At 64.7% G+C, this 18,858-nt stretch carries 20 protein-coding genes; 8 read left to right on the top strand and 12 right to left on the bottom strand.

Annotated elements, in window-relative coordinates:
- Positions 1-23: 23 nt before the first annotated feature.
- Together AC0L3U_RS01760 and AC0L3U_RS01765 are read left to right on the top strand one after the other, a co-directional pair.
- Entirely contained in the window at positions 24-1,646 is a 1,623-nt protein-coding gene (locus AC0L3U_RS01760; RefSeq protein WP_473360436.1) for a M23 family metallopeptidase, read from the top strand.
- A gap of 180 nt (positions 1,647-1,826) precedes the next feature.
- Entirely contained in the window at positions 1,827-2,735 is a 909-nt protein-coding gene (locus AC0L3U_RS01765; RefSeq protein ID WP_473360437.1) for an amino acid ABC transporter substrate-binding protein, read from the top strand.
- A gap of 100 nt (positions 2,736-2,835) precedes the next feature.
- On the opposite strand, the gene AC0L3U_RS01770 is transcribed toward AC0L3U_RS01765, so the two are convergent.
- Both AC0L3U_RS01770 and AC0L3U_RS01775 read right to left on the bottom strand, forming a co-directional pair.
- Positions 2,836-3,339, bottom strand: a complete 504-nt coding sequence (locus AC0L3U_RS01770) for a cupin domain-containing protein (RefSeq protein WP_473360438.1) — start codon at positions 3,337-3,339, stop codon at positions 2,836-2,838.
- A gap of 21 nt (positions 3,340-3,360) precedes the next feature.
- Positions 3,361-3,840 carry a carboxymuconolactone decarboxylase family protein gene (locus tag AC0L3U_RS01775; protein WP_473360439.1) on the bottom strand — a complete coding sequence of 160 codons (480 nt, stop codon included), beginning with the start codon at positions 3,838-3,840 and terminating at the stop codon, positions 3,361-3,363.
- 54 nt (positions 3,841-3,894) lie between these two features.
- Between AC0L3U_RS01775 and AC0L3U_RS01780 the strand changes: the two genes are divergently transcribed.
- A complete protein-coding gene (locus tag AC0L3U_RS01780; RefSeq protein ID WP_473360440.1) occupies positions 3,895-4,419 on the top strand; it encodes a MarR family winged helix-turn-helix transcriptional regulator in 525 nt (174 codons plus the stop codon).
- A 27-nt stretch (positions 4,420-4,446) separates the two neighbouring features.
- Here the strand turns inward: AC0L3U_RS01780 and AC0L3U_RS01785 are convergent, their stop codons facing one another.
- The 3 genes from AC0L3U_RS01785 to AC0L3U_RS01795 all read right to left on the bottom strand — a co-directional run bounded on the left by AC0L3U_RS01785 (position 4,447) and on the right by AC0L3U_RS01795 (position 5,293).
- A complete protein-coding gene (locus AC0L3U_RS01785; protein ID WP_247286161.1) occupies positions 4,447-4,623 on the bottom strand; it encodes a hypothetical protein in 177 nt (58 codons plus the stop codon).
- A gap of 85 nt (positions 4,624-4,708) precedes the next feature.
- Entirely contained in the window at positions 4,709-4,960 is a 252-nt protein-coding gene (locus AC0L3U_RS01790; RefSeq protein ID WP_473360441.1) for a hypothetical protein, read from the bottom strand.
- 72 nt (positions 4,961-5,032) lie between these two features.
- Positions 5,033-5,293: a hypothetical protein gene (locus AC0L3U_RS01795; protein WP_473360442.1), complete on the bottom strand. Its 261-nt coding sequence runs from the start codon at positions 5,291-5,293 to the stop codon at positions 5,033-5,035.
- Between the two features lie 134 nt (positions 5,294-5,427).
- Between AC0L3U_RS01795 and AC0L3U_RS01800 the strand changes: the two genes are divergently transcribed.
- Positions 5,428-6,657 (top strand): lytic murein transglycosylase, encoded by a 1,230-nt coding sequence (locus AC0L3U_RS01800; RefSeq protein ID WP_473360443.1) that lies wholly within the window; start codon positions 5,428-5,430, stop codon positions 6,655-6,657.
- 6 nt (positions 6,658-6,663) lie between these two features.
- Here AC0L3U_RS01800 and AC0L3U_RS01805 read toward each other — a convergent pair whose 3' ends face one another.
- The 3 genes from AC0L3U_RS01805 to recJ all read right to left on the bottom strand — a co-directional run bounded on the left by AC0L3U_RS01805 (position 6,664) and on the right by recJ (position 10,265).
- Positions 6,664-7,461, bottom strand: coding sequence for an aldolase (locus AC0L3U_RS01805; protein ID WP_456764462.1), 798 nt, complete (start codon positions 7,459-7,461; stop codon positions 6,664-6,666).
- A 109-nt stretch (positions 7,462-7,570) separates the two neighbouring features.
- The gene (locus AC0L3U_RS01810; RefSeq protein ID WP_473360444.1) at positions 7,571-8,380 is read right to left on the bottom strand and encodes an SDR family NAD(P)-dependent oxidoreductase; all 810 of its coding nucleotides are present in this window, start codon (positions 8,378-8,380) and stop codon (positions 7,571-7,573) included.
- A gap of 43 nt (positions 8,381-8,423) precedes the next feature.
- The gene (recJ, locus tag AC0L3U_RS01815) at positions 8,424-10,265 is read right to left on the bottom strand and encodes a single-stranded-DNA-specific exonuclease RecJ (protein ID WP_473360445.1); all 1,842 of its coding nucleotides are present in this window, start codon (positions 10,263-10,265) and stop codon (positions 8,424-8,426) included.
- A gap of 277 nt (positions 10,266-10,542) precedes the next feature.
- Here recJ and AC0L3U_RS01820 point away from each other — a divergent pair, with 277 nt between their 5' ends.
- Complete coding sequence (locus AC0L3U_RS01820; protein WP_473360446.1) at positions 10,543-11,619, top strand: methyl-accepting chemotaxis protein; 1,077 nt, start codon at positions 10,543-10,545, stop codon at positions 11,617-11,619.
- Positions 11,620-11,746: 127 nt separating this feature from the next.
- Here AC0L3U_RS01820 and AC0L3U_RS01825 read toward each other — a convergent pair whose 3' ends face one another.
- Positions 11,747-12,766 carry a helix-turn-helix domain-containing protein gene (locus AC0L3U_RS01825; RefSeq protein WP_473360447.1) on the bottom strand — a complete coding sequence of 340 codons (1,020 nt, stop codon included), beginning with the start codon at positions 12,764-12,766 and terminating at the stop codon, positions 11,747-11,749.
- A gap of 501 nt (positions 12,767-13,267) precedes the next feature.
- On the opposite strand from AC0L3U_RS01825, the gene AC0L3U_RS01830 reads away from it, so the two are divergent.
- The 3 genes from AC0L3U_RS01830 (at position 13,268) to AC0L3U_RS01840 (ending at position 15,685) form a co-directional block, all read left to right on the top strand.
- Positions 13,268-14,278 carry a formylglycine-generating enzyme family protein gene (locus AC0L3U_RS01830; RefSeq protein ID WP_473360448.1) on the top strand — a complete coding sequence of 337 codons (1,011 nt, stop codon included), beginning with the start codon at positions 13,268-13,270 and terminating at the stop codon, positions 14,276-14,278.
- 236 nt (positions 14,279-14,514) lie between these two features.
- The gene (locus tag AC0L3U_RS01835) at positions 14,515-15,258 is read left to right on the top strand and encodes an SDR family oxidoreductase (RefSeq protein WP_473360449.1); all 744 of its coding nucleotides are present in this window, start codon (positions 14,515-14,517) and stop codon (positions 15,256-15,258) included.
- Positions 15,259-15,268: 10 nt separating this feature from the next.
- On the top strand, positions 15,269-15,685 hold the full coding sequence (locus tag AC0L3U_RS01840) for a cupin domain-containing protein (RefSeq protein WP_473360450.1): 417 nt from the start codon (positions 15,269-15,271) through the stop codon (positions 15,683-15,685).
- Between the two features lie 7 nt (positions 15,686-15,692).
- Here the strand turns inward: AC0L3U_RS01840 and AC0L3U_RS01845 are convergent, their stop codons facing one another.
- Genes AC0L3U_RS01845 through AC0L3U_RS01855 form a run of 3 tightly spaced genes read right to left on the bottom strand, consistent with a single transcriptional unit; the run spans position 15,693 to position 18,750 of the window.
- Complete coding sequence (locus tag AC0L3U_RS01845; protein WP_473360451.1) at positions 15,693-16,697, bottom strand: 4-hydroxythreonine-4-phosphate dehydrogenase PdxA; 1,005 nt, start codon at positions 16,695-16,697, stop codon at positions 15,693-15,695.
- Complete coding sequence (locus tag AC0L3U_RS01850) at positions 16,694-18,256, bottom strand: tripartite tricarboxylate transporter permease (protein ID WP_473360452.1); 1,563 nt, start codon at positions 18,254-18,256, stop codon at positions 16,694-16,696. The genes AC0L3U_RS01845 and AC0L3U_RS01850 overlap by 4 nt, the downstream gene beginning before the upstream one ends.
- 11 nt (positions 18,257-18,267) lie before the next feature.
- Complete coding sequence (locus AC0L3U_RS01855; protein WP_473360453.1) at positions 18,268-18,750, bottom strand: tripartite tricarboxylate transporter TctB family protein; 483 nt, start codon at positions 18,748-18,750, stop codon at positions 18,268-18,270.
- Positions 18,751-18,858: the final 108 nt, after the last annotated feature.

An 18,858-nucleotide genomic window follows, 5' to 3' on the forward strand; every position in this document is an offset into this window, starting at 1 on the left:
CGGGGCCAAAGCGAGCGCAACAAGTGCCGCCGGGGGGCGAGACAGTGGTTGGGAAAAGTTTCCGCTTCGTCTCGCAACTTCTGGCGTCGCTTTCGCTCCTCATTGCCTCTCCGCTGGCTGCGGATGAATTCCGCAGCCCCTCGCTCACGGCGCTGCGCGTCGATTGGCGCGCGGCGCTCGACCAGCTCCGCACCGAAATCAATGCCCATCCCCGGGCGGCGGAAGACTTCATCTTCGCTCCCCGTCGTTCGGTGCCGCGCTACGATCCGCGCGCGATGCCGGCGCTGGTGCAGCTCAACGCGATCTCCTCGTACTTCTTCACCGGCATCGCTCGCAGCTCCGTGCCCGTGCTGCTGCCGTTCGACGCTGCCGCGTATTTCGAAGCACGGCGCAATGGCGCGCCGGCGACCCTCGCGCTGTCGCGCTACCAGGCCGACTTCAATTCCGTCGAGATGTTCGATGCCGGGCCCGCCGGCTACAGCGCGACCTTCTCGTTCGAGCCTGGTACCGGAGACGGCATGCCGAGCCGAGTCTTCGCAAGGCCGGTCGAGGTGCAGATTACGGGTTCGGCGCTCGTCTATGACATTGCCGATCCCTCGGGCGGCAAGGGCGAGCCGGTCAAACCGCTCGCGGCGCTCTACCCGGACCTGCGCAAGTTCATCCGGGAAGGCTATGTGCGCTACGCTTTCACCCGTTTCGGCGTCGCCTATGTGGTATCGATCCAATGCCTCGACAGCGTCGCAAAGCCGCGGCGGCTTGCCTGCAAGGAGGCCTATCCGGTCGCCGAACGCTTCCTGAAGGCGCTGCGCGTGGCGGGCGGCCAGCGCATGCGGCCGCTCACGGACATCGCTTCCAACATTCTCGATCGTCCGGCGGTACGTTCCCCTGATTTCACCTACCGGCCGAGCGGCGACATCATCCCGAACACCGGTTATCGCAAGCAGGGCGGTCATCCCGACGTGATGGCCTACGCACAGATCCGCTTTCCTCTCGAGAAGGCGCCCGCGTTCGTACACTCGCAATCCTATGCCAAGCGCGACAAGATGGAGAGCACGACCGCTTACCCCTGGCGCGACAATTTCTGCGAATCCCGCAGTTTCGAGGTCTGGCAATGCGGCGGCGGTTATGGCCATCAAGGCGAGGACATCCGCGCGGCTGAGTGCCCACTGCCCGGTGAAGGCCGCCAAGCCTGTGATCCCAAGCAGCGCGCCGTCGTCGCCGTGCGCGATGCGAGGGTCATACGCGCTTCCAAGGACCAGGCCGTGACGCTGCAAATCAACAGCCGGAGCGAGCACATCCGTTTCCGCTACATGCATATGAACCCGCAGGCGCTGAACGCCGATGGCCTGCTCAATGGCCGCATCGTATCGGAGGGCGAGAAGATCGGCGTGGTCTCGAATTATCTCGACCATCCCGCCGGCACCTCGATGCACCTGCATTTCGACGTGCAGGTGTTCACCCGCGACGGCTGGATCTGGGTCAGTCCTTACGTCACGCTGGTCTCCGCCTACGAGCGCCTGATCCGCGCCCGCGGCCGCGAGGTCGGCCCGGAGATCGCCGGCACGCCGCAGCCCGTGGCGCATGCGCTGCCGGAGGACGTGCTCAAGCCGGACCTGCGCGAGGGATCGGGCGGCGAGGAGAATTGACGCTGCTTGCGCCATCTAGACAGCCAACCAAACCGTCTGATGACAGTCCTATGACAGCGAATTGCACGCACGCAGCGTGACCGGCCCGGCCTCCTTATGACGGAGCCTTCTCTGGCCTCAGAATTGTCTGGCCTCAGAATTGCTTTCCTCCCAACGGGCAAACAGGATGAAGGAAAGCACATGCGTTGTCTCACAATAGCGGCCGTTCTGGCCGTCGCGTTCGGCGTGCCGGCTCATGCGCAGGAATTGAGCGGGACCTTGAAGAAGATCAAGGACACCGGCGCGATCACGCTCGGCGTGCGCGACAGTGCGGTGCCCTTCAGCTATATCGACGAGAAGCAGAAGACCGTCGGCTACGCCATCGACATCTGCATGAAGATCGTCGAGGAGATCAAGGCCGAGCTCAAGCTGGACAAGCTCGCAGTCAACGAGAACCTGGTCACCTCCTCCAGCCGCATTCCGCTGATGGCGAACGGCACCGTCGATCTCGAATGCGGCTCGACGACCAACAACGCCGATCGCCAGAAACAAGTGTGGTTCACCAACACGCATTTCCTCACGGCGAGCCGCTTCGTGTCCAAGAAGACTTCGAAGCTCGACCAAATCGACGATCTCAAGGGCAAGGCCGTCGTCTCGGTCTCGGGCACCACCAACATCACGCAGCTCAACAAGGCCAATGCGGCCCGCTCGCTCGACATCACCGTGATGAACGCGAAGGATGTCCCCGAAGGGTTCCTGATGGTCGAAACCGACCGCGCCGTGGCCTTCGTCATGGACGACATCCAGCTGGCGGCGATGATCGCCTCCTCGAAGGATCCGTCGCTCTACGCGATCAGCACCGGGGCGTTCTCCGATCCGGAGCCTTACAGCATCATGCTGCGCAAGGACGACGCACCGTTCAAGGCGGTGGTCGATCGCGCGACCGCAAAACTCTACAAGAGCTCGGAGATCGAGAAGATCTACAACAAATGGTTCATGGAGCCGGTGCCGCCGCGCGGCCTGAACTTCCACGTGCCCATGCCGGTGTCGATGAAGAAGTCGTTCGAGCACCCGTCGGACAACCCTGATCCAGCATCCTATGGCGGCTGACGAGAGAGCACGCCGGTAACATAGCCCGGATGAGCGAAGCGACATCCGGGACTCACGCGACGACTGCCCCGGGTGTCGCTTCGCTCACCCGGGCTACGGATCAATCCAGCAACGTCGTCAGCTGGGCGCCCTCGTCTGCCACGAACACCGCGATCAATTCCGCCGGTTCCGTGGTGCTCGCATTGGCCGAGACCAGATGCGTCGAGCCGGGCGGCTCGAAGAAGGACTGGCCAACGCCGAACGTCTCGACCGGGCCGCCGCCGAGCTGGGAGCGGATCTCGCCCTTGGTGATGTAGGCCGTGACGGATCCCGCGTGACGATGCGGCCGCGAGAACCCGCCGGGACCGTAGAACACGCGCACGATGGTGACGCGTTTGCCCGGTACGTTCGGCAGGGCGTAGGAGCCGATCGGTTCGACCTTATCGAGCGGCGAGCTTTCGGCGGCTGTGGCGCAGAGCGGCGAGAGTGCGCCGGATATGGTGTCCATCGTCACCGGCAGCGCCTTCCCGATCGCAAGCGCACAGGCGAGCCCGCCGATAACGGCGATCGCCAGCGAGCGCGATGGCAACGGGCGCGGTGTGGTGGGCAAACTCATTGCTGTCATCGTGATCTCCCTTCGTTGCAATCAGGACGCCGCCGCATTCGCTGCGACCGGCCGCTTCGCCGGGGTCCAGCGAAACGCCGCACCAAAACGGTTCCAGACGTTGATCGAGGCGACCGCCGAGGTCAGGTATGTCAGCTCGATCTCCGAGAATTCACGGCTTGCCTCGGCGTACACCTCTTCGCCGACTCCGTCGGGCAGGCAGGTCAGCGCCTCGGCCCAGGCCAGCGCGGCACGCTCGCGCGCGGAAAAGATCGGCGCCTCGCGCCAGACCACGACCAAATTGAGCTTGTCCAATGGGACGCCGATCCGCTCCGAAAGCAGGATGTGATGCTGCAGGCAGAAGGCGCAGCCGTTGATCTGCGATGCCCGCAGCTTGACCAGTTCGAGAAGCTGCTTGTCGAGACCGGCCTTGGCGGCCACCTGGCCGAGCGCCAGCACGAGGTCATACGCATCGGGCGCGATCTTCTTGAAATTCTCGTATTCGCTGCGGGCGTGTGACATTGCCGTTCACCTCGTGGTATTGTAAGAGTGCTGATATAGTATAAGAGCACTTACATGATGCGCAAGCCGGCCGATATCACGAGATCGCAACTCCGGCGGAAGGTACCCCCGGCTGCCCCAGCGGTGCGCGTGCCAGCCCCAGGGGAAGGCAAGCGCGGCGAGCAAGGCTATCTCGGCTATCTGCTGCGCCAGGCCCACGCTGCAGTCCGCCTGACGATGGAGCGGTCGCTGGTCGATCTCGGTGTCACCTCACCGCAATTCGCGGTGCTGACCATGCTCAATGCCTATCCGGGCCTCTCGGGCGCCGACGTTGCCCGCCTCACCTTCCTGACGCCCCAGACCGTCGGTGTCATCATCCGCAATCTCGAACGTGACGGTGCGATTCTGATGAGGCCTCATCCCGTCCACGGCCGCATCCAGCAATGGACGCTGACGCCGCGCGGCGCGACGCTTTTGAAAGCGTGCCGGGAGCGGGTGATTGCGTTGGAGAAGCGTCTTGCCGCTGGGCTCGACGCCAAGGCCGAAGCAAGCATTCGCCGCTGGCTGGCAGGCGTCGCAGCCGATTTGCAGGAGGACTAGGCGAAGCGCGTTCGCCGCTGACCGGCCCTAGTCGCCTCCTCCGTCGCCGCAGCCGCCACCGTCCGAATCCGAGAAGTCACTGACGGCGCCGTCGCCTTGAATACCGCGGCCAAAGTTCTCCGCGAGGATCATCAGGATGACGACGAACAACCCGGCGCCGAACGGCCAGGGATTGGCACGGATAATGTCGAACAGCTCCTGCATTCACGCATTATGCGCAGACGGACGCAAACCGACCGTAAAGTGACAGGCTCAAAATTGGGGATATCCGACCTATTGCAGGCGCGCCCTACCCGCCCTTCAACACTTTCTTAACCTCGCCATCAGGCCAGGTCTCGCTCGCTGCGATCACCCGGACGCGGCTTTGATCGGCCTCATTCACGAGCTCATGCGAACTCACCCGCTCGCCGCTTCGCTCCAGGTGCAGATCGGTTTCGGGCTTCCAGCTCAGCGTGGTCGCGAGATCGCCGGGAAAGATCTGCCATCGCGATCCGTCGTCCAACTCGACGACATGGCTTTCCGCATGCGCGCGTATCTTCATTCCACCCCGAATTCTCGATGAACGGACTGCGTGCGACGGAGGGCCCCGGCGATCGGCCGGGGCCCCACTCCGTCAGTCGTTGTCGTGATGAATCACGGTCTTGCTGCGATTGCCGAACTCATCTTCCTTCTTGATCACCGTAGTGCGGTCGGCGGGTTCGCGCTCCTTAATGACGGTGGTGCGGTCGCGATCGCGGTCCCGCTCACGATATTCGTGAGACTGTCCGACCGTCACGCCGGCACCGACCGGACCGACGTGAACGCCGACTTCGTCGGCCAACGCAGGCGCGGCGATGGCGGTGACCATGGCGGCGGCAAACAGATATTTCCTCATCTTCTCCTCCTCGAACGTGATGCTGGGGGAATGCGGGAGTGCGACAGTTTGTTCCGGGGAACGCGGGGCCCGCGTCTGTTCCTGCAGTTCCAGGAACTGGTCACAGCCACCATGTTTCCCGCTAGAATGGGTCCATGAAACACGCTGATTCCATAGCCTCTCGCAGCCGCCGCGCTCTGCTTCGATCCACGTTCGGCGCAGCCGCACTCGTCGCAATCCCAACGCGCATCCTGGCCGCGCCTCCAGGCTTCGAGGAATGGCGCGAGGGCTTTCGCGCACGTGCCATGGCGAAAGGCATTTCGGCCGCCACATGGCAGCGCGCGATGGCGCGGGTGGAGCCTGACATGAGCGTGTTCAAGCAGATGCGCAACCAGCCCGAATTCCATGAGCAGGTCTGGCAATACATCAACCGCCGCGTCTCCGACTGGCGCATCATCAACGGCAAGATCGCGCTGAAGAACAACGAGGCGCTGCTCGCACGCATCGAGCGCGATTTCGGCGTCGAGCGCGGTACGCTGCTGGCGCTGTGGGGCGTCGAGTCCGCCTATGGCGATCCGCTGGTGCAGCAGAACCACATGACGCCTGTGTTTCCCTCACTCGCCGCGCTCGCCTGGAACGAGCCGCGTCGCAAGGCCTATTGGGAGACCGAGCTGATCAACGCGCTACGCATCGTCGACAAGGGCTGGAGCACGCCCGAGCAGATGCAGGGATCCTGGGCCGGCGCGATGGGGCATTCGCAATGGATGCCGGAGGTCTGGCTCAATGTCGGCATCGACTATGACGGCGACGGCAAGGTGTCGCCGTTCGGCAAGCCCGACGATGCGCTGGGCTCGACCGCAAAATATCTCGTCAACCGCGGCAAATGGCACCGCGGCGAGCATTGGGGCTACGAGGTGCGCACGCCCGGTGAGATGAGCGGCAGCCGGACCTATGCGGCTTGGCAGGCAGCCGGCGTCACCCGCGCCGACGGCCAGCCATTCCCGCAACCCTCCGCATCGGCGCAGATATGGACGCCGGTTGCGGGCGGGCCGACGTTTCTGCTGGGGCCGAATTTCAACGCGGTGAAGAGCTACAATCCCTCGATGAACTACGCGCTCGCGATCTGCCATCTCGGCGACCGCTGCCTCGGCGCCCCGCCCTTCATCCAGCCATTCCCCGGCTCCGAGCGCGCGTTGACGCTCGCCGAGGTGCAGGAGATGCAGACGCGCCTGACCAAGGCCGGCTTCGACACCGGCGGCACCGACGGTCGCGTCGGGAACGACACCATGAAGGCAATCAAGGATTTTCAGCTGAGGGCCGGTATCGTGCCTGCGGACGGCTATGGCGGGCTGAAGGTGCTGGCGAAGCTGCGCCAGGGGTCGTAGGCAGGCTCAGTGCCTATATTGCGGCTCCTCCGCATCGAGTTGGCGGCGGATTGCGGCGAGATGCAGCCGGGCGGATTCGGAATCGCCCTCGCGCATCTGCCTGTAGGTCTCGGCCGCAATCGCGGGATCGACCGGCAGCACCTGTCGCCCGGTCGACATCGCCAGCACCTGCACCTCGGCGGCGCGTTCGAGATAATAGAGATCGTCCCAGGCCTCCGCGATGGTCGGGGCCAGCACCATCACGCCGTGATGCTTCATGAAGATGATGTCGGCATTCCCCACGCTGGACGCGATGCGCGCGCCTTCGCGGTTGTCGAGCGCGAGGCCGTTGTAGTCGCGGTCCACGGCCGTGCGACCGTAGAATTTCAGCGCGGTCTGGCCGGCCCAGATCAGCGGCTCGCCCTCGGTCATCGACAGCGCCGTGGCATAGGGCATGTGGGTGTGGAAGGCCACCTTGGCGCGCGGCAGGCGCTTGTGCATCTCGGCGTGGATGTAGAACGCGGTCGCCTCGGGCACGCCCTCGCCGTCGAGCACGTTGCCGTGGAAGTCGCAGATCAGCAGTTTTGACGCGGTCAACTCTCGGAAGGCGTAGCCGTAAGGGTTGACCAGGAAGAGATCGTCATGGCCCGGCACCACGGCCGAGAAGTGGTTGCAGATGCCCTCCTCAAAGCCGTTGCGCGCAGCCATCCGGAAGCAGGCGGCAAGATCCTCGCGCGCGCTGCGGATCGCGTCGCTCGCGAGGTCCGGACGGTTCGAGCGGAACGTTGCTGGCGTGGATGACGAAGAGTGAAGGCTGTGCGCCATGGCGGAAGGACACCTCTGTCGGCCGGAAGACGCCCGCGTTGTACAGGTCCGACGCCTGCGCGTCAGCCCCCGCGGGCGCCACCCTGCCCTTCGCAGCCCGCGCGGCGGGCTATTGCCGCCGCGGTACGCCGCCGGCATTCATGCCGCCGTCGATGACGAGCTCGCTGCCGGTGACGTAGCGCGAGGCATCGGAGGCCAGATACAGCACGCCGGAGGCAATTTCCGCAGCCTGGCCGGCCCGGCCGAGCGGCGTGACGACGCGCGCACGCTCGTCTGGGTCGATCGGCGCGTTGCCCTGGTTGCCGGTCGCGCCGGTCGGGATCTTGCCCCAGATCGGCGTGTCGATGATCCCAGGATGGACGGAGTTGACGCGGATGCCGTCACAGGCCGCCGCGCACTCCATCGCGATCGACTTTGCGAATAGCCGCACGCCGCCCTTGGTCGCCGAATAGGCCGACAGCCCGGGCGCGCCGCGCAGGCCCGCGAGCGAGGACATCATGACGATCGAGCCGCCGCCGGTCTTGCGCATCAGGGGCAGGCAATGCTTGACCGAGAGGAAGACGCCGTCGAGGTTGATCGCGTTCTGCCTGCGCCAGTCGCTGAGCGTCATGTCGACGATCGAGGGCACGGCGATGCCGATGCCGGCGTTGGAGACGAGAATATCGAGCCGGCCAAAGCGCTTCGCGATCTCGGCTGCGATCTCGATCCAGCGCTCTTCGCTGGTGACGTCCTGCTCCAGGAAAATCGCCTTGCCACCGGCCTTGGTGATGCGATTGGCGAGCTCGGGGCCGCGCAGCTCGTCGATGTCGGTGGCGATGACGGTGGCGCCCTCGCGCGCGAACAGCTCGACAATTGCCTCGCCAATTCCGGATGCGCCGCCGGTCACCAGCGCGACCTTGCCCTCAACCTGCCCTGCCATGTTCACTCCCTTTTTTCTATTCGTTTTTTGTTGTTTGCCGGGCCTATCTAATCATGGATGGCCCTTGGTCGGGTAGCGCGACGTCGATGACGCGGAATTGCACACGCTCGGCGCCCTGGTAGCGATCGACCGACAATGATCCCGAGACATGCAGTTGCTGGCCGCGATTGGCAACGAGCGCGTTGCCAAGCTTCTGTCCGATCGAACGGAACGCGATGCCGTTGACGATGGCGCCGTCGCCCGACTTGAAGCGTAGCCTCAAATGCGCCTGTCCCACCTCGTCGGCATAGACGAGCTGGTGCGCCGGCAACGCCAACACGACTTCCGGATTGCCGCTGCCGAACGGACCTGCGCGGTTGAGCGTCGTTGCAAGCTCGGTCGTCACCGCGCGCGCGGAGACCGCGCCGTCGATGTAGAGCTCGTTGACGTGGCGCGCCTCGGCAACGTCGCGCGCCAGGGCATGCTCGAGATAGGCGCGAAATTCGGCGAGCTTTTCCTTCCGCAGCGTGACGCCCGCAGCCATCGCGTGGCCGCCGCCCTTGAGCAGAATGCCGTCGGCGACCGCCTGCCGCACTGCCTTGCCGAGATCGACGCCGGCAATCGAGCGGCCGGAGCCGGTGCCGATTCCGCCGGGCTCCAGCGCGATCGCGAAGGCGGGCCGCGAGAACTTCTCCTTCAACCGGGACGCAACGAGACCGACCACTCCGGGATGCCAGCCTTCGGAGGCCGTCACGATCACGCCGATCTTGTCCTCGAGCCCGATCGAGGCGAGCGCCTCGGCTTCGGCCTGCGCTTCGGCCGCCTGCTCGATGATCCGGCGCTCACTGTTGAGGCGGTCGAGCTCGGCTGCGATCCGCGCGGCCTCGACGCTGTCACCCTCCAAAAGCAGCCGCACGCCGAGATCGGCGCGGCCGATGCGGCCGCCGGCATTGATGCGCGGCCCCAGCATGAAGCCAAGATGCCAGGCCTCCGGCGGGCCGTTGAGCCGCGCCACGTCCATCAGCGCGGTGTGGCCGACATGGTCGCGCCGCCGCATCGCGATCAGGCCCTTGGCGACGAACGCGCGGTTGAGACCGATCAGCGGCGCGACATCGGCAACCGTGCCAAGCGCAACGTGATGCAGCATGCCGAGCAGATCCGGCTCGGGCATCTCCGCATTCCAGAACCCGCGCTGGCGCAATTCACGATTGACCGCGACCAGCGTCACCAGCACGAGGCCCACGGCGGCGAGATGGCCGAGGCCGGAGAGATCGTCGAGCCGGTTCGGATTGACCAACGCGTCGACCTCCGGCAATTCCGTGCCGGCCTGATGATGGTCGATCACGACGACGGACATGCCGAGACGTTTTGCCTCCGCGAGCGGCTCGATGCTGGTGGTGCCGCAATCAACGGTGACGAGCAGCGTGGCGCCCTTTTCGGCCAGCGCACGCACGGCCTCCGTGTTGGGTCCGTAGCCCTCGAAGATGCGGTCGGGAATGTGGATCAGCGGATCGAGCCCGCAATGGCGCAGATGCCAGGTCAGCAGCGCCGCCGAGGTCGCGCCGTCGACATCGTAATCGCCGAAGATCGCGACCTTCTCACCCTTTGCCGCGGCATCCGCGATCCGCTTCGCGGCGGCTTCCATCTCCGTCACCGTGAACGGGTCCGGCAGCAGCTTGCGGATGGTGGGATCGAGGAAATCTGCGACGGCGTCGCTGTCGACACCGCGGCCTGCCAGCACCCGCGCCAGCAGCTCGGGCAGTTGGTGGCGCTGCACGATGGCAAGCGCTTTCGCCGCCCCGCGCGCATCCAGCCGGTCGCGCCAGAGCTTGTCGGTAAGCGAGCGCGCCACCCCCAGGAATGCCTGGGGCGCTTCGACGGGCAAGGCGGTGGCGGGCGGCGTCATGAACAGCTGTCGGTTTGAGGAACCTGGGAGCCGAGGTATTGCATCGCCCGGCCGACGGGACGATTGGCCCGCAATCCCCCGGGATTTGCAATGTCTGCGCGGCACAAAGCGGTGGATTGCCGTTTTGCTGCGCGGACTGACTATCATTTGAGCATTCCCCAAAACAGCAAATTAAGCAGGCGTTAGGCGGAATCTCCGAAAAAGAATGGTATTCGATCTGTCAGTGATTGTTCCGGGTTCGTTGCAGATCAGACCTCATTGCCAAGGGAAGCCCCCGATGTCTGCTGCGCTGGGTCTCAAAGCCAAGCCGATCGCAAATGAACCCGCTGATGACGATTCCGACATCTCCGCGCTGATCAACCGCCTCACGGCGGAGGTCAACCAGATCGCGGTCGACAAGACCAAGGCGATCCAGCAGATCACCAACCAGATGAAGATGCTGGCGCTGAACGCGCTAATCGAAAGCTCGCGCGCCGGCACGCAGGGCGCGGGCTTCGCCGTGGTGGCGCAGGAGGTCCGCGGTGTCGGCCAGCAGGTCGAGACCATCGCCCGCGAGCTCGAAAGCCAACTGACGAAACGAACCGGCGATCTCGTCTCCTCGATCGACCGCATGAGCCAGCGCTCGCGCGGCGAGCGCATGGTGGACCTATCGCTCAATGCCATCGAGCTGATCGACCGCAACCTCTATGAACGGACCTGCGACGTGCGCTGGTGGGCGACCGATTCAGCGTTGGTCGATTGCGCGGCCTCGCCCGACGGCGCGGCCGTGTCCCATGCCTCGCAGCGTCTCGGCGTAATCCTGGGGGCCTACACCGTCTATCTCGACCTCTGGCTCTGCGATCTCGAGGGCAACGTCATCGCCAACGGCCGCGCCGACCGCTTTCACGCCGTCGGCCAGAACGTCGCCCACACCAAATGGTTTCGCGAGGCCAACACCCTGCGCTCCGGCGACGACTATGTCGCCGGCGACGTCGAGAACCAGCCGCTGCTCGGCAATGCCCAGGTCGCGACCTATTGCGCCAGCGTCCGCGCCGGCGGCCAGGCCAACGGCGCGCCGATCGGGGTGCTCGCCATCCATTTCGACTGGGAGGCGCAGGCCCGCGCCATCGTGCAAGGCGTGCGCGTCGGCGACAGCGACAAGGCGCGCGTGCTGCTGGTCGACTCCAATCTTCGCGTGATCGCCGCTTCCGACGGACAAGGCATTCTCAGCGAACGCATCTCGCTGTCGCTCAATGGCCAGCGCTCCGGCTTCTATCAGGACCGCTCCGGCACGTTGGTCGCGTTCCATGCGACGCCCGGCTACGAGACCTATCGGGGGCTCGGCTGGTGCGGCGTGATCGTCTGCGGGGCGTGAAGCTGGAGGCGGCCTGCCTATCCAACTCAAAAGTGCGAAAACAACCCCATGCACAGTAGCCATCTGGTTGTTTTCATGACGGTTTTTTTCGCCGTTTGACGCGGGCAAAACGCCGGCATGCATGCGATCATGGCACCGTTCGCGGTGCGGACCCAGAGCGCCAGGTTCTGGCGATGTCGTCTTCGACTGCCTGCGGCGTCGTAATTCCAAGCGTTTGCGACGGACGCTCCCCGAACATTGCAAAGTAATACTGAGAAAACCGGCCGAGTTCGTAAAAGCCCTGCTGCATGGCGACGGCTGTCACGGTGGTCGAACCAGGTGCGCTCTGGTGCAGGATCGAATGAACAGCGCATAGCCGCTTGTGCCTGAGGAAGCTGACCGGGCCGAGGCCGAATACCTCCTGAAAGGCGCGGTGCAGGGTGCGCCGCGATACGCCGAGCGCCGCGCAAATTTCCGACACGTGCACCGGACGGGTGCCGGCGTCGTCGAGAAACTCCTCGACCTTGCGGATCAGACGTCGCGCGGAAGGCAGCCAGCCGTTGCCATCGGGTGGCAGCGACGAAGCGACGTTGGCAGCCATGCATTCGGCGATCGATCGCTTCCAGAAATCGGCAGTTGATGGCGTCAACCCATGTTTGTTGTCGCGCAGGTGCGACATGATCCGGACCAGGCGGCGCGAGGCGATCGCGCCGGTCTCGATGTGCGCGCGGAAATGACCGCGGCTGCGCCATGTGTCGGGGTCGCTCAGCCGTGGTTCTCCGCCGAACAGCGTCGCGACTTCATTGAGGTCGAAGCGCATGGCGGCGTAGGCGGAGCCGCCGTGAAAAACACCGTCATGTTCGAGCCGCGGCGGAATGACGAGCACATCATTGAGCTGCATGTCGAACGACCAGTGGGCGACGCGCTCTTCGGCCGCGAGCAGCATCCCGATGATCAGTCTGTCGTCGCTGGAAACCCGCTGCGTGCGCATGCCGACGTTGAAAGCACCAATGCTGAGCGAGAAGTCGCCGATGCCGACATGAGATAACGTTCCGCGCAACCGACCGCGGCCGAGTTGCATCACATCGACATGCGAGCCATGGACAGCCTGCTGAAGACCTTCGAAACCGTCCAGCTTGCGCGAATCAACCAGTAGGAATTGCCCCATGGCTGTACCCTGTTACTGAAGCGCGACAATTCTGCGGCACGCGGTGGCAAAGTACCACCACAACGCGAGGTGGGTGCGACAGACTGACTTCGCGTTTTGAGACAATCATCGCCAAGTTTGTTGCTAGATAGCCACTGAACTGCCTTTGCACTGAGGGATTTTCGACATGGGGCACTAGGTCTCACCAACTGCCCGGGCAGACTGGCACAAACTGCACATCACAGCCGTCCAATCTTCGGATACCGTTTGCAACCTTAGCGATATTGAGCGGAAGCGTTCTGCGGATGGCAGAGCGCACGCGGCATGGATTTGCCGCGTGCTCGAAAACGTGCGTGCAAAGGAAAGAGATGTTGACGCAACGCAGCGTCCTCCTCTCCCCCGAGCGCCAAAAAAGAGGGGACCGAACAATGCGTCCAATGGGCCGGGCAAAGCGCTATCGTCGAAGTCTGCCAGAATCGGCGCAGTAGCATCAGGTGGAATGCGCGTATCGGAGCTTCCACCATGTTGCGAGCGGATCTGGATCACTGCGAGTGGTTGCCGGATGATTTGAAGACCGGCGAGATGGTCTTCATTCCCGGCGGAACGTTTCGCATGGGATCCGACCATCATTATCCCGAGGAAGCGCCGAGCCATCGCGTCGCTGTCGACGGCTTCTGGATCGACCGCACGCCCGTGACCAACCGGCAGTTCAAGCAGTTCGTCGACGCAACCGGCCATGTCACCGAAGCGCAGGTCGTTCCCGATCCGAAGGACTATCCAGGCGCGCTGGCGGAGATGCTCTACGCGGGATCGCTAGTGTTCTCCCCGCTGCCGCGCATCACCGATCTCACCGACCGGAGCCAGTGGTGGACTTTCCTGCGCGGCGCCAACTGGCGTCATCCCTATGGTCCCGGCAGCAACATCAAGGACCTCGACGACCATCCCGTCGTCCACGTCTCCTTTAGCGATGCGGCAGCGTATGCCCGCTGGGCCGGCAAGGACTTGCCGACGGAGGCGGAGTGGGAGTTCGCGGCGCGTGGCGGCCTCGAGGCGGAGGAATACGCCTGGGGCGACGCGCTGATGCCGGGCGGCAAGCACATGGCCAATATCTGGCAGGGCAACTTCCCCGTCCAGAATCACGGCGAGGATGGGTACGAGCGTACCTCGCCGGTCATGGCCTTCCCGCCGAACGGCTACGGTCTTTACGACATGATCGGCAATGTCTGGGAGTGGACCTCCGACTGGTGGTCGTCAAAGCACGCCGCCGATGTTGCCAAACCTTGCTGCATCCCCAAAAATCCTCGCGGCGGCGGTGAGCACACAAGTTACGACCCGCGCCTCCCCGACATCCAGATTCCGCGCAAGGTCCTCAAGGGCGGCTCGCACCTGTGCGCGCCGAACTATTGCCGCCGATACCGCCCGGCTGCGCGGCACGCCGAGCCGGTCGATACCTCGACCAGCCATGTCGGGTTCCGCTGTGTGGTGCGAATGCCGTCTGTGACCGAACGCCAACAAGGACGTGCTGCAATCTAGCGAGCGCCGCTGGCGGATGCTGGCGTCAGCGGTGCGCTCCGCGCGTCGGACTATTTTGATACGCAACTTTATCCATCGGCGATCGATAAACATCTTCAGCATTTTTGGACAACGCAGGCCGATTACAGGCAAGAGCCTGCCCCATTTCCCCGGTAAGTGTCGCCTCATCGCTTTCGCGACGCGCGCGCCGTCGACCCTGAAGCGCTCGCGCCCGCAACGTGCCGAGGAGATAGGCCATGAAGATCGTCGTGATCGGCGGGACCGGATTGATCGGATCCAAGCTCGTAGCGAAGCTCAAGCAGCAAGGCCACGACGCGGTCGCGGCTTCGCCGAAATCAGGCGTGAACGCCGTGACCGGGGAAGGCCTCGCAGCAGTGCTGGCGGGTGCGGATGTGGTTGTCGACGTTGCCAACGCGCCGTCCTGGGAGCCTGCCGCCGTGCTCGAATTCTTCGAGCGTTCGAGCAAAAACCTCGTCGCGGCCGAGGCGGCTGCGGCCGTGAAGCATCATGTGGCACTCTCGATCGTCGGGACTGAGCGCTCGCCCGACATCGCCTATTTTCGGGCGAAGCTCGCGCAGGAGACCATCATCAAGGCATCTCCGGTCCCCTACTCGATCGTCCGCGCCACCCAGTTCTTCGAATTCCTCAGCGCCATCGGTGACATGGGTGCGGCCGACGGCCGGATCGTGGTTCCCACGGCATTGTTTCAGCCGATCGCCGCCGAGGACGTCGCCGATCGCCTCGCGGAGGTCGCAATGGGCCAGCCGCTCAACGGCACGATCGATATCGCAGGACCTGAGAAGGCGCCCTTCAATGAGTTCATCGCGCGGCGCCTGAAGGCGTCCGGCGACGCCCGACCCGTGGTGGGAGACCCAAAGGCGCCGTACTACGGCGCTTCCATCGACGACACATCGCTGAACCCTCTTGGCGAGGCGCGGCTCGGGAAGACGTCGCTCGCAACGTGGCTCGCGAGGCTTTGAGGAGACTCCTATGCGCAGATTGCTGCTCGCAACCGCCCTTTATGCCGCATCATTCCTGACGGCCCATGCCGCCGAGACGGCGACACCCACGGCCAAGGTGACGGTCGTGTTCGACCAGGCGCTGCCCAATGTTCCCGGCAAGAGCATGAAAGGCGTGCTGGTCGAGTATGGTCCGGGAGGCTCCTCGCCCGCCCACATCCACGCGCCCTCGGCTTTCATCTACGCCACCGTCCTGGAAGGCGCGATCCGCAGTCAGGTCAATGACGGCCCCGCCAAGGTCTTTCACAAGGGCGAGAACTTCTCTGAAAAGCCCGGTGACCGCCATGCCGTCAGCGCCAATGCCAGCGACACCGAGCCCGCGAAGCTCCTCGCCGTGTTCGTGGTGGATACCGCCGACAAGGAGCTGACGATGCCGCTGCCGAAGTAGCAACGGATCATGTGAGGCGACGCGCGGCCATCTCTGCCGCGAGCAACACCGCGGCGCGGCTGGCACCGATTGATGCAATGCCCTGGCCGGCGATGTCGTAGGCAGTGCCGTGCGCCGGTGTGCAGATCGGGAATGGGAAGCCGCCGAGCAACGTCACGCCGCGATCAAAGCCCATCAGCTTCATCGCGATCTGGCCCTGGTCGTGATACATCGTCAGCACCGCATCGAAGGCGCCGCCCTTGGCGCGCAAAAACACCGTGTCGGCCGGGAACGGCCCCTCGGCGGCAATGCCTTCGCGCTGGCCGGCGGCGACCACGGGCGCGATGACATCGATCTCCTCACGCCCGAAATTGCCGCCGTCGCCGGCATGCGGATTGAGACCGGCGACCGCGATGCGCGGCCGGGCGAAGCCGGCATTGCGCATGCAAGCATCAGTCAGCTTGAGCGCGCGATGGATGCGTTCGCCGGACAGTCGCGCGGCAACGTCCTTGAGCGGGATGTGGGACGTCACGCGGGCGTTCCAGAGCCGGTCCAGCACGTTGAACTCGCTTGCGGGGGTATTGAGTCCGACCACTTCCGCGGAGAACGCGATCTCGTCGTCATACTCGGCGCGGGCGAGCCGCATCGCCTGCTTGTTGAACGGCGTGAAGCAGACGGCATCGACCCGGCCGTCGCGGCCGAGTTCGAGCGCCTGCTTGTAGTTGGCAAGCGCGAACCTGCCGCCGGCAAGGCTCGCAACTCCCTGCCTGATGTCGCCGGGATCGAGGTGCCCGAGATCGACGAACAGCGTCTTGCCCTCCGCCGCGCGCAGATCGGCCCCCTGCTCCACCATCGTCAGCTCCGGCTTGATGCCGGCAATGCGGGCGCCCGCGTCGAAGATGCGGCGGTCGCCGATCACGACGATCCGGCTACGGGCGCGGATGTCGTCCTGCACCACGAGCTTGGCGGTCAATTCCGGGCTGATGCCGGCGGGATCTCCCATTGCCAATGCAATGAGCGGCTGTGCGGTCATATGATCACTTTCTCCCGATCGGTCTCTCGAGCTGTGTTCTGGGATGTCGTCTCGTGGATCGACGGCGCAGGCTTGCGCAGCAAGCGCGCAAGCTGCAGCACGAGCGGAAGCAGCAACAGGGCGATGCCGGCCACGATCAGACATGTCACCAGCTTGTTGGCGAAGAAGATCCCGAGCGATCCCTTGGACATCAGCATCGACTGCCGGAACGCGTCCTCGGCCTTGTCGCCGATGACGATCGCGAGCACGAGTGGCGCCAGCGGATAGAACAGCTTCTTGAAGAGATAGCCGACGATGCCGAAGCCGAGCATCATGACGACGTCGAGATAGGAGTTCGACACCGAATAGGCGCCGACGACGCAGATGATCACGATCAGCGGCGCGATGATCACGAAGGGAATCCGCATCAGGGCCGCGAAGACCGGCACGGTCAGCAGCACCAGCACGACGGCGACGATGTTGCCGACATACATCGAGGCAATCAGGCCCCAGACGAAGTCCTTCTGGTCCACGAACAGCATAGGTCCGGGATTGAGGCCCCAGATCATCAGCCCGCCCATCATGACGGCCGCAGTGGCCGAGCCGGGAATGCCGAGCGAGAGCATGGGCAGAAGCGCGCTGGTGCCGGCAGCATGATCGGCCGTCTCCGGCGAGATGATGCCTTCGACCTCTCCGGTGCCGAAATATCGGCCGCGGCGCGAGAAGCGGCGGGCGATGCCGTAGCTCATGAAGGATGCCGCAGTCGGGCCACCTGGCGTGATCCCCATCCAGCATCCGATGGCCGCGCTCCGCAGCAGTGCCACGCTATGCCGCGGCAGGCGGCCGATAGCGCGAAATACCTCGCGCCACTCGATCTTCGACGAGACCGCGCGGGCATGAAACTCCTCTTCGACGGCGACGAGCAGCTCGCCGATGCCGAACAGCCCCATCACCGCGACGACGAAGTTGACGCCCTTGACCAGCTCGTCGACACCCATCGTGAGGCGCACGCTGCCGGAGACGGTGTCGATGCCGATAGCCGCGATCGCAAAGCCGATCGCCAGCGCCACGACGGTCTTGATCGGCGCCGCCCCGCCCATGCCGACGAAGCTGGCGAAGGCCAGGAAATAGACCGCAAAATATTCCGCCGGACCGAAGGCGAGTGCGACCTGCGCCACCCATGACGCGAGGAAGGTGATCAGGATGACGCCGATCAGCGCGCCGAAGGCCGCCGAGCCGAAGGCGGTGGCGAGCGCCGTGGTCGGCCGTCCGTCGCGCGCCATCGGGTAGCCGTCGAAGGTGGTGGCGACCGACGACGGCTCGCCCGGAATGTTGAACAGGATCGAGGTCACGGATCCCCCGAACAACGCGCCCCAATACATGCTGGAGAGCAGGATGATGGCAGAGACCGGCTGCATGCCGAAGGTCAGCGGCAGCAGCAGCGACACCCCGTTCGGAGCACCCAGCCCGGGCAGCACGCCGACGAGAATGCCGAGCAGCACGCCGATCACCATCAGCGCCAGATGCGGCAGCGTGATCGCGATGCCAAAGCCGTGAAGGAGTTCTCCAAGATTGTCCATCGGCCTCTCCGTCAGAAGCCGAACGCCGCGGCGAGCGCGCCGTGCGGCAAGCTCACCTGGAACATGCGCTCGAACACGATGTAGAGCGCGAGCGCTGTCGCCGCCGCCGTGCCAAGCGCGCGCGGCGCGGATTGTTGTCGGGGGATCGCCAGCACCGCGAAGATGTACAGGGCTGAGGCAACGTACATCCCGGCCAACGGGATCGCAGCCACGAAAATCGCGGCCGGCACGAACAAGCCGGCAAGCCGGCGCAGCTCGATCGACGTGATGGCAATGGGGACGCTGGCGAGCGTCGTGGCCGGCATGACACCTCGCGCCAGGTTGTAGAGACTTCCAAGCACGATGATGATCCCGGTCAGGAACGGAAACGTCCCGGCGTCCACGCCCGCGCTCGACCAGCCGATGCCGTTATCGAGGCTGGAGACGACGACGGCCACACCAAAGCTGCCGGTGAGGATTGCGGTCGCAAGTTCGAGAGCGCGGCGCGAGATCATGGGCCACTCCAGCGAAACGCCAGATGTTTGCTCAGTCCTCGTCCTGAGGAGCGCGCTTCGGCGCGCGTCTCGAAGGACGGCTCCGGGCGACATCCCATCCGCGGCCAT

It is taken from the genome of Bradyrhizobium sp. Kon69, assembly GCF_055807515.1.

Coding starts and splice junctions, on each gene's coding strand:
- AC0L3U_RS01765 (WP_473360437.1), top strand. CDS start 1,827: ATGCGTTGTCTCACAATAGCGGCCGTTCTGGCCGTCGCGTTCGGCGTG.
- AC0L3U_RS01770 (WP_473360438.1), bottom strand. CDS start 3,339: ATGACAGCAATGAGTTTGCCCACCACACCGCGCCCGTTGCCATCGCGC.
- AC0L3U_RS01775 (WP_473360439.1), bottom strand. CDS start 3,840: ATGTCACACGCCCGCAGCGAATACGAGAATTTCAAGAAGATCGCGCCC.
- AC0L3U_RS01780 (WP_473360440.1), top strand. CDS start 3,895: ATGATGCGCAAGCCGGCCGATATCACGAGATCGCAACTCCGGCGGAAG.
- AC0L3U_RS01785 (WP_247286161.1), bottom strand. CDS start 4,623: ATGCAGGAGCTGTTCGACATTATCCGTGCCAATCCCTGGCCGTTCGGC.
- AC0L3U_RS01790 (WP_473360441.1), bottom strand. CDS start 4,960: ATGAAGATACGCGCGCATGCGGAAAGCCATGTCGTCGAGTTGGACGAC.
- AC0L3U_RS01795 (WP_473360442.1), bottom strand. CDS start 5,293: ATGAGGAAATATCTGTTTGCCGCCGCCATGGTCACCGCCATCGCCGCG.
- AC0L3U_RS01800 (WP_473360443.1), top strand. CDS start 5,428: ATGAAACACGCTGATTCCATAGCCTCTCGCAGCCGCCGCGCTCTGCTT.
- AC0L3U_RS01805 (WP_456764462.1), bottom strand. CDS start 7,461: ATGGCGCACAGCCTTCACTCTTCGTCATCCACGCCAGCAACGTTCCGC.
- AC0L3U_RS01810 (WP_473360444.1), bottom strand. CDS start 8,380: ATGGCAGGGCAGGTTGAGGGCAAGGTCGCGCTGGTGACCGGCGGCGCA.
- recJ (WP_473360445.1), bottom strand. CDS start 10,265: ATGACGCCGCCCGCCACCGCCTTGCCCGTCGAAGCGCCCCAGGCATTC.
- AC0L3U_RS01820 (WP_473360446.1), top strand. CDS start 10,543: ATGTCTGCTGCGCTGGGTCTCAAAGCCAAGCCGATCGCAAATGAACCC.
- AC0L3U_RS01825 (WP_473360447.1), bottom strand. CDS start 12,766: ATGGGGCAATTCCTACTGGTTGATTCGCGCAAGCTGGACGGTTTCGAA.
- AC0L3U_RS01830 (WP_473360448.1), top strand. CDS start 13,268: ATGTTGCGAGCGGATCTGGATCACTGCGAGTGGTTGCCGGATGATTTG.
- AC0L3U_RS01835 (WP_473360449.1), top strand. CDS start 14,515: ATGAAGATCGTCGTGATCGGCGGGACCGGATTGATCGGATCCAAGCTC.
- AC0L3U_RS01840 (WP_473360450.1), top strand. CDS start 15,269: ATGCGCAGATTGCTGCTCGCAACCGCCCTTTATGCCGCATCATTCCTG.
- AC0L3U_RS01845 (WP_473360451.1), bottom strand. CDS start 16,697: ATGACCGCACAGCCGCTCATTGCATTGGCAATGGGAGATCCCGCCGGC.
- AC0L3U_RS01850 (WP_473360452.1), bottom strand. CDS start 18,256: ATGGACAATCTTGGAGAACTCCTTCACGGCTTTGGCATCGCGATCACG.
- AC0L3U_RS01855 (WP_473360453.1), bottom strand. CDS start 18,750: ATGATCTCGCGCCGCGCTCTCGAACTTGCGACCGCAATCCTCACCGGC.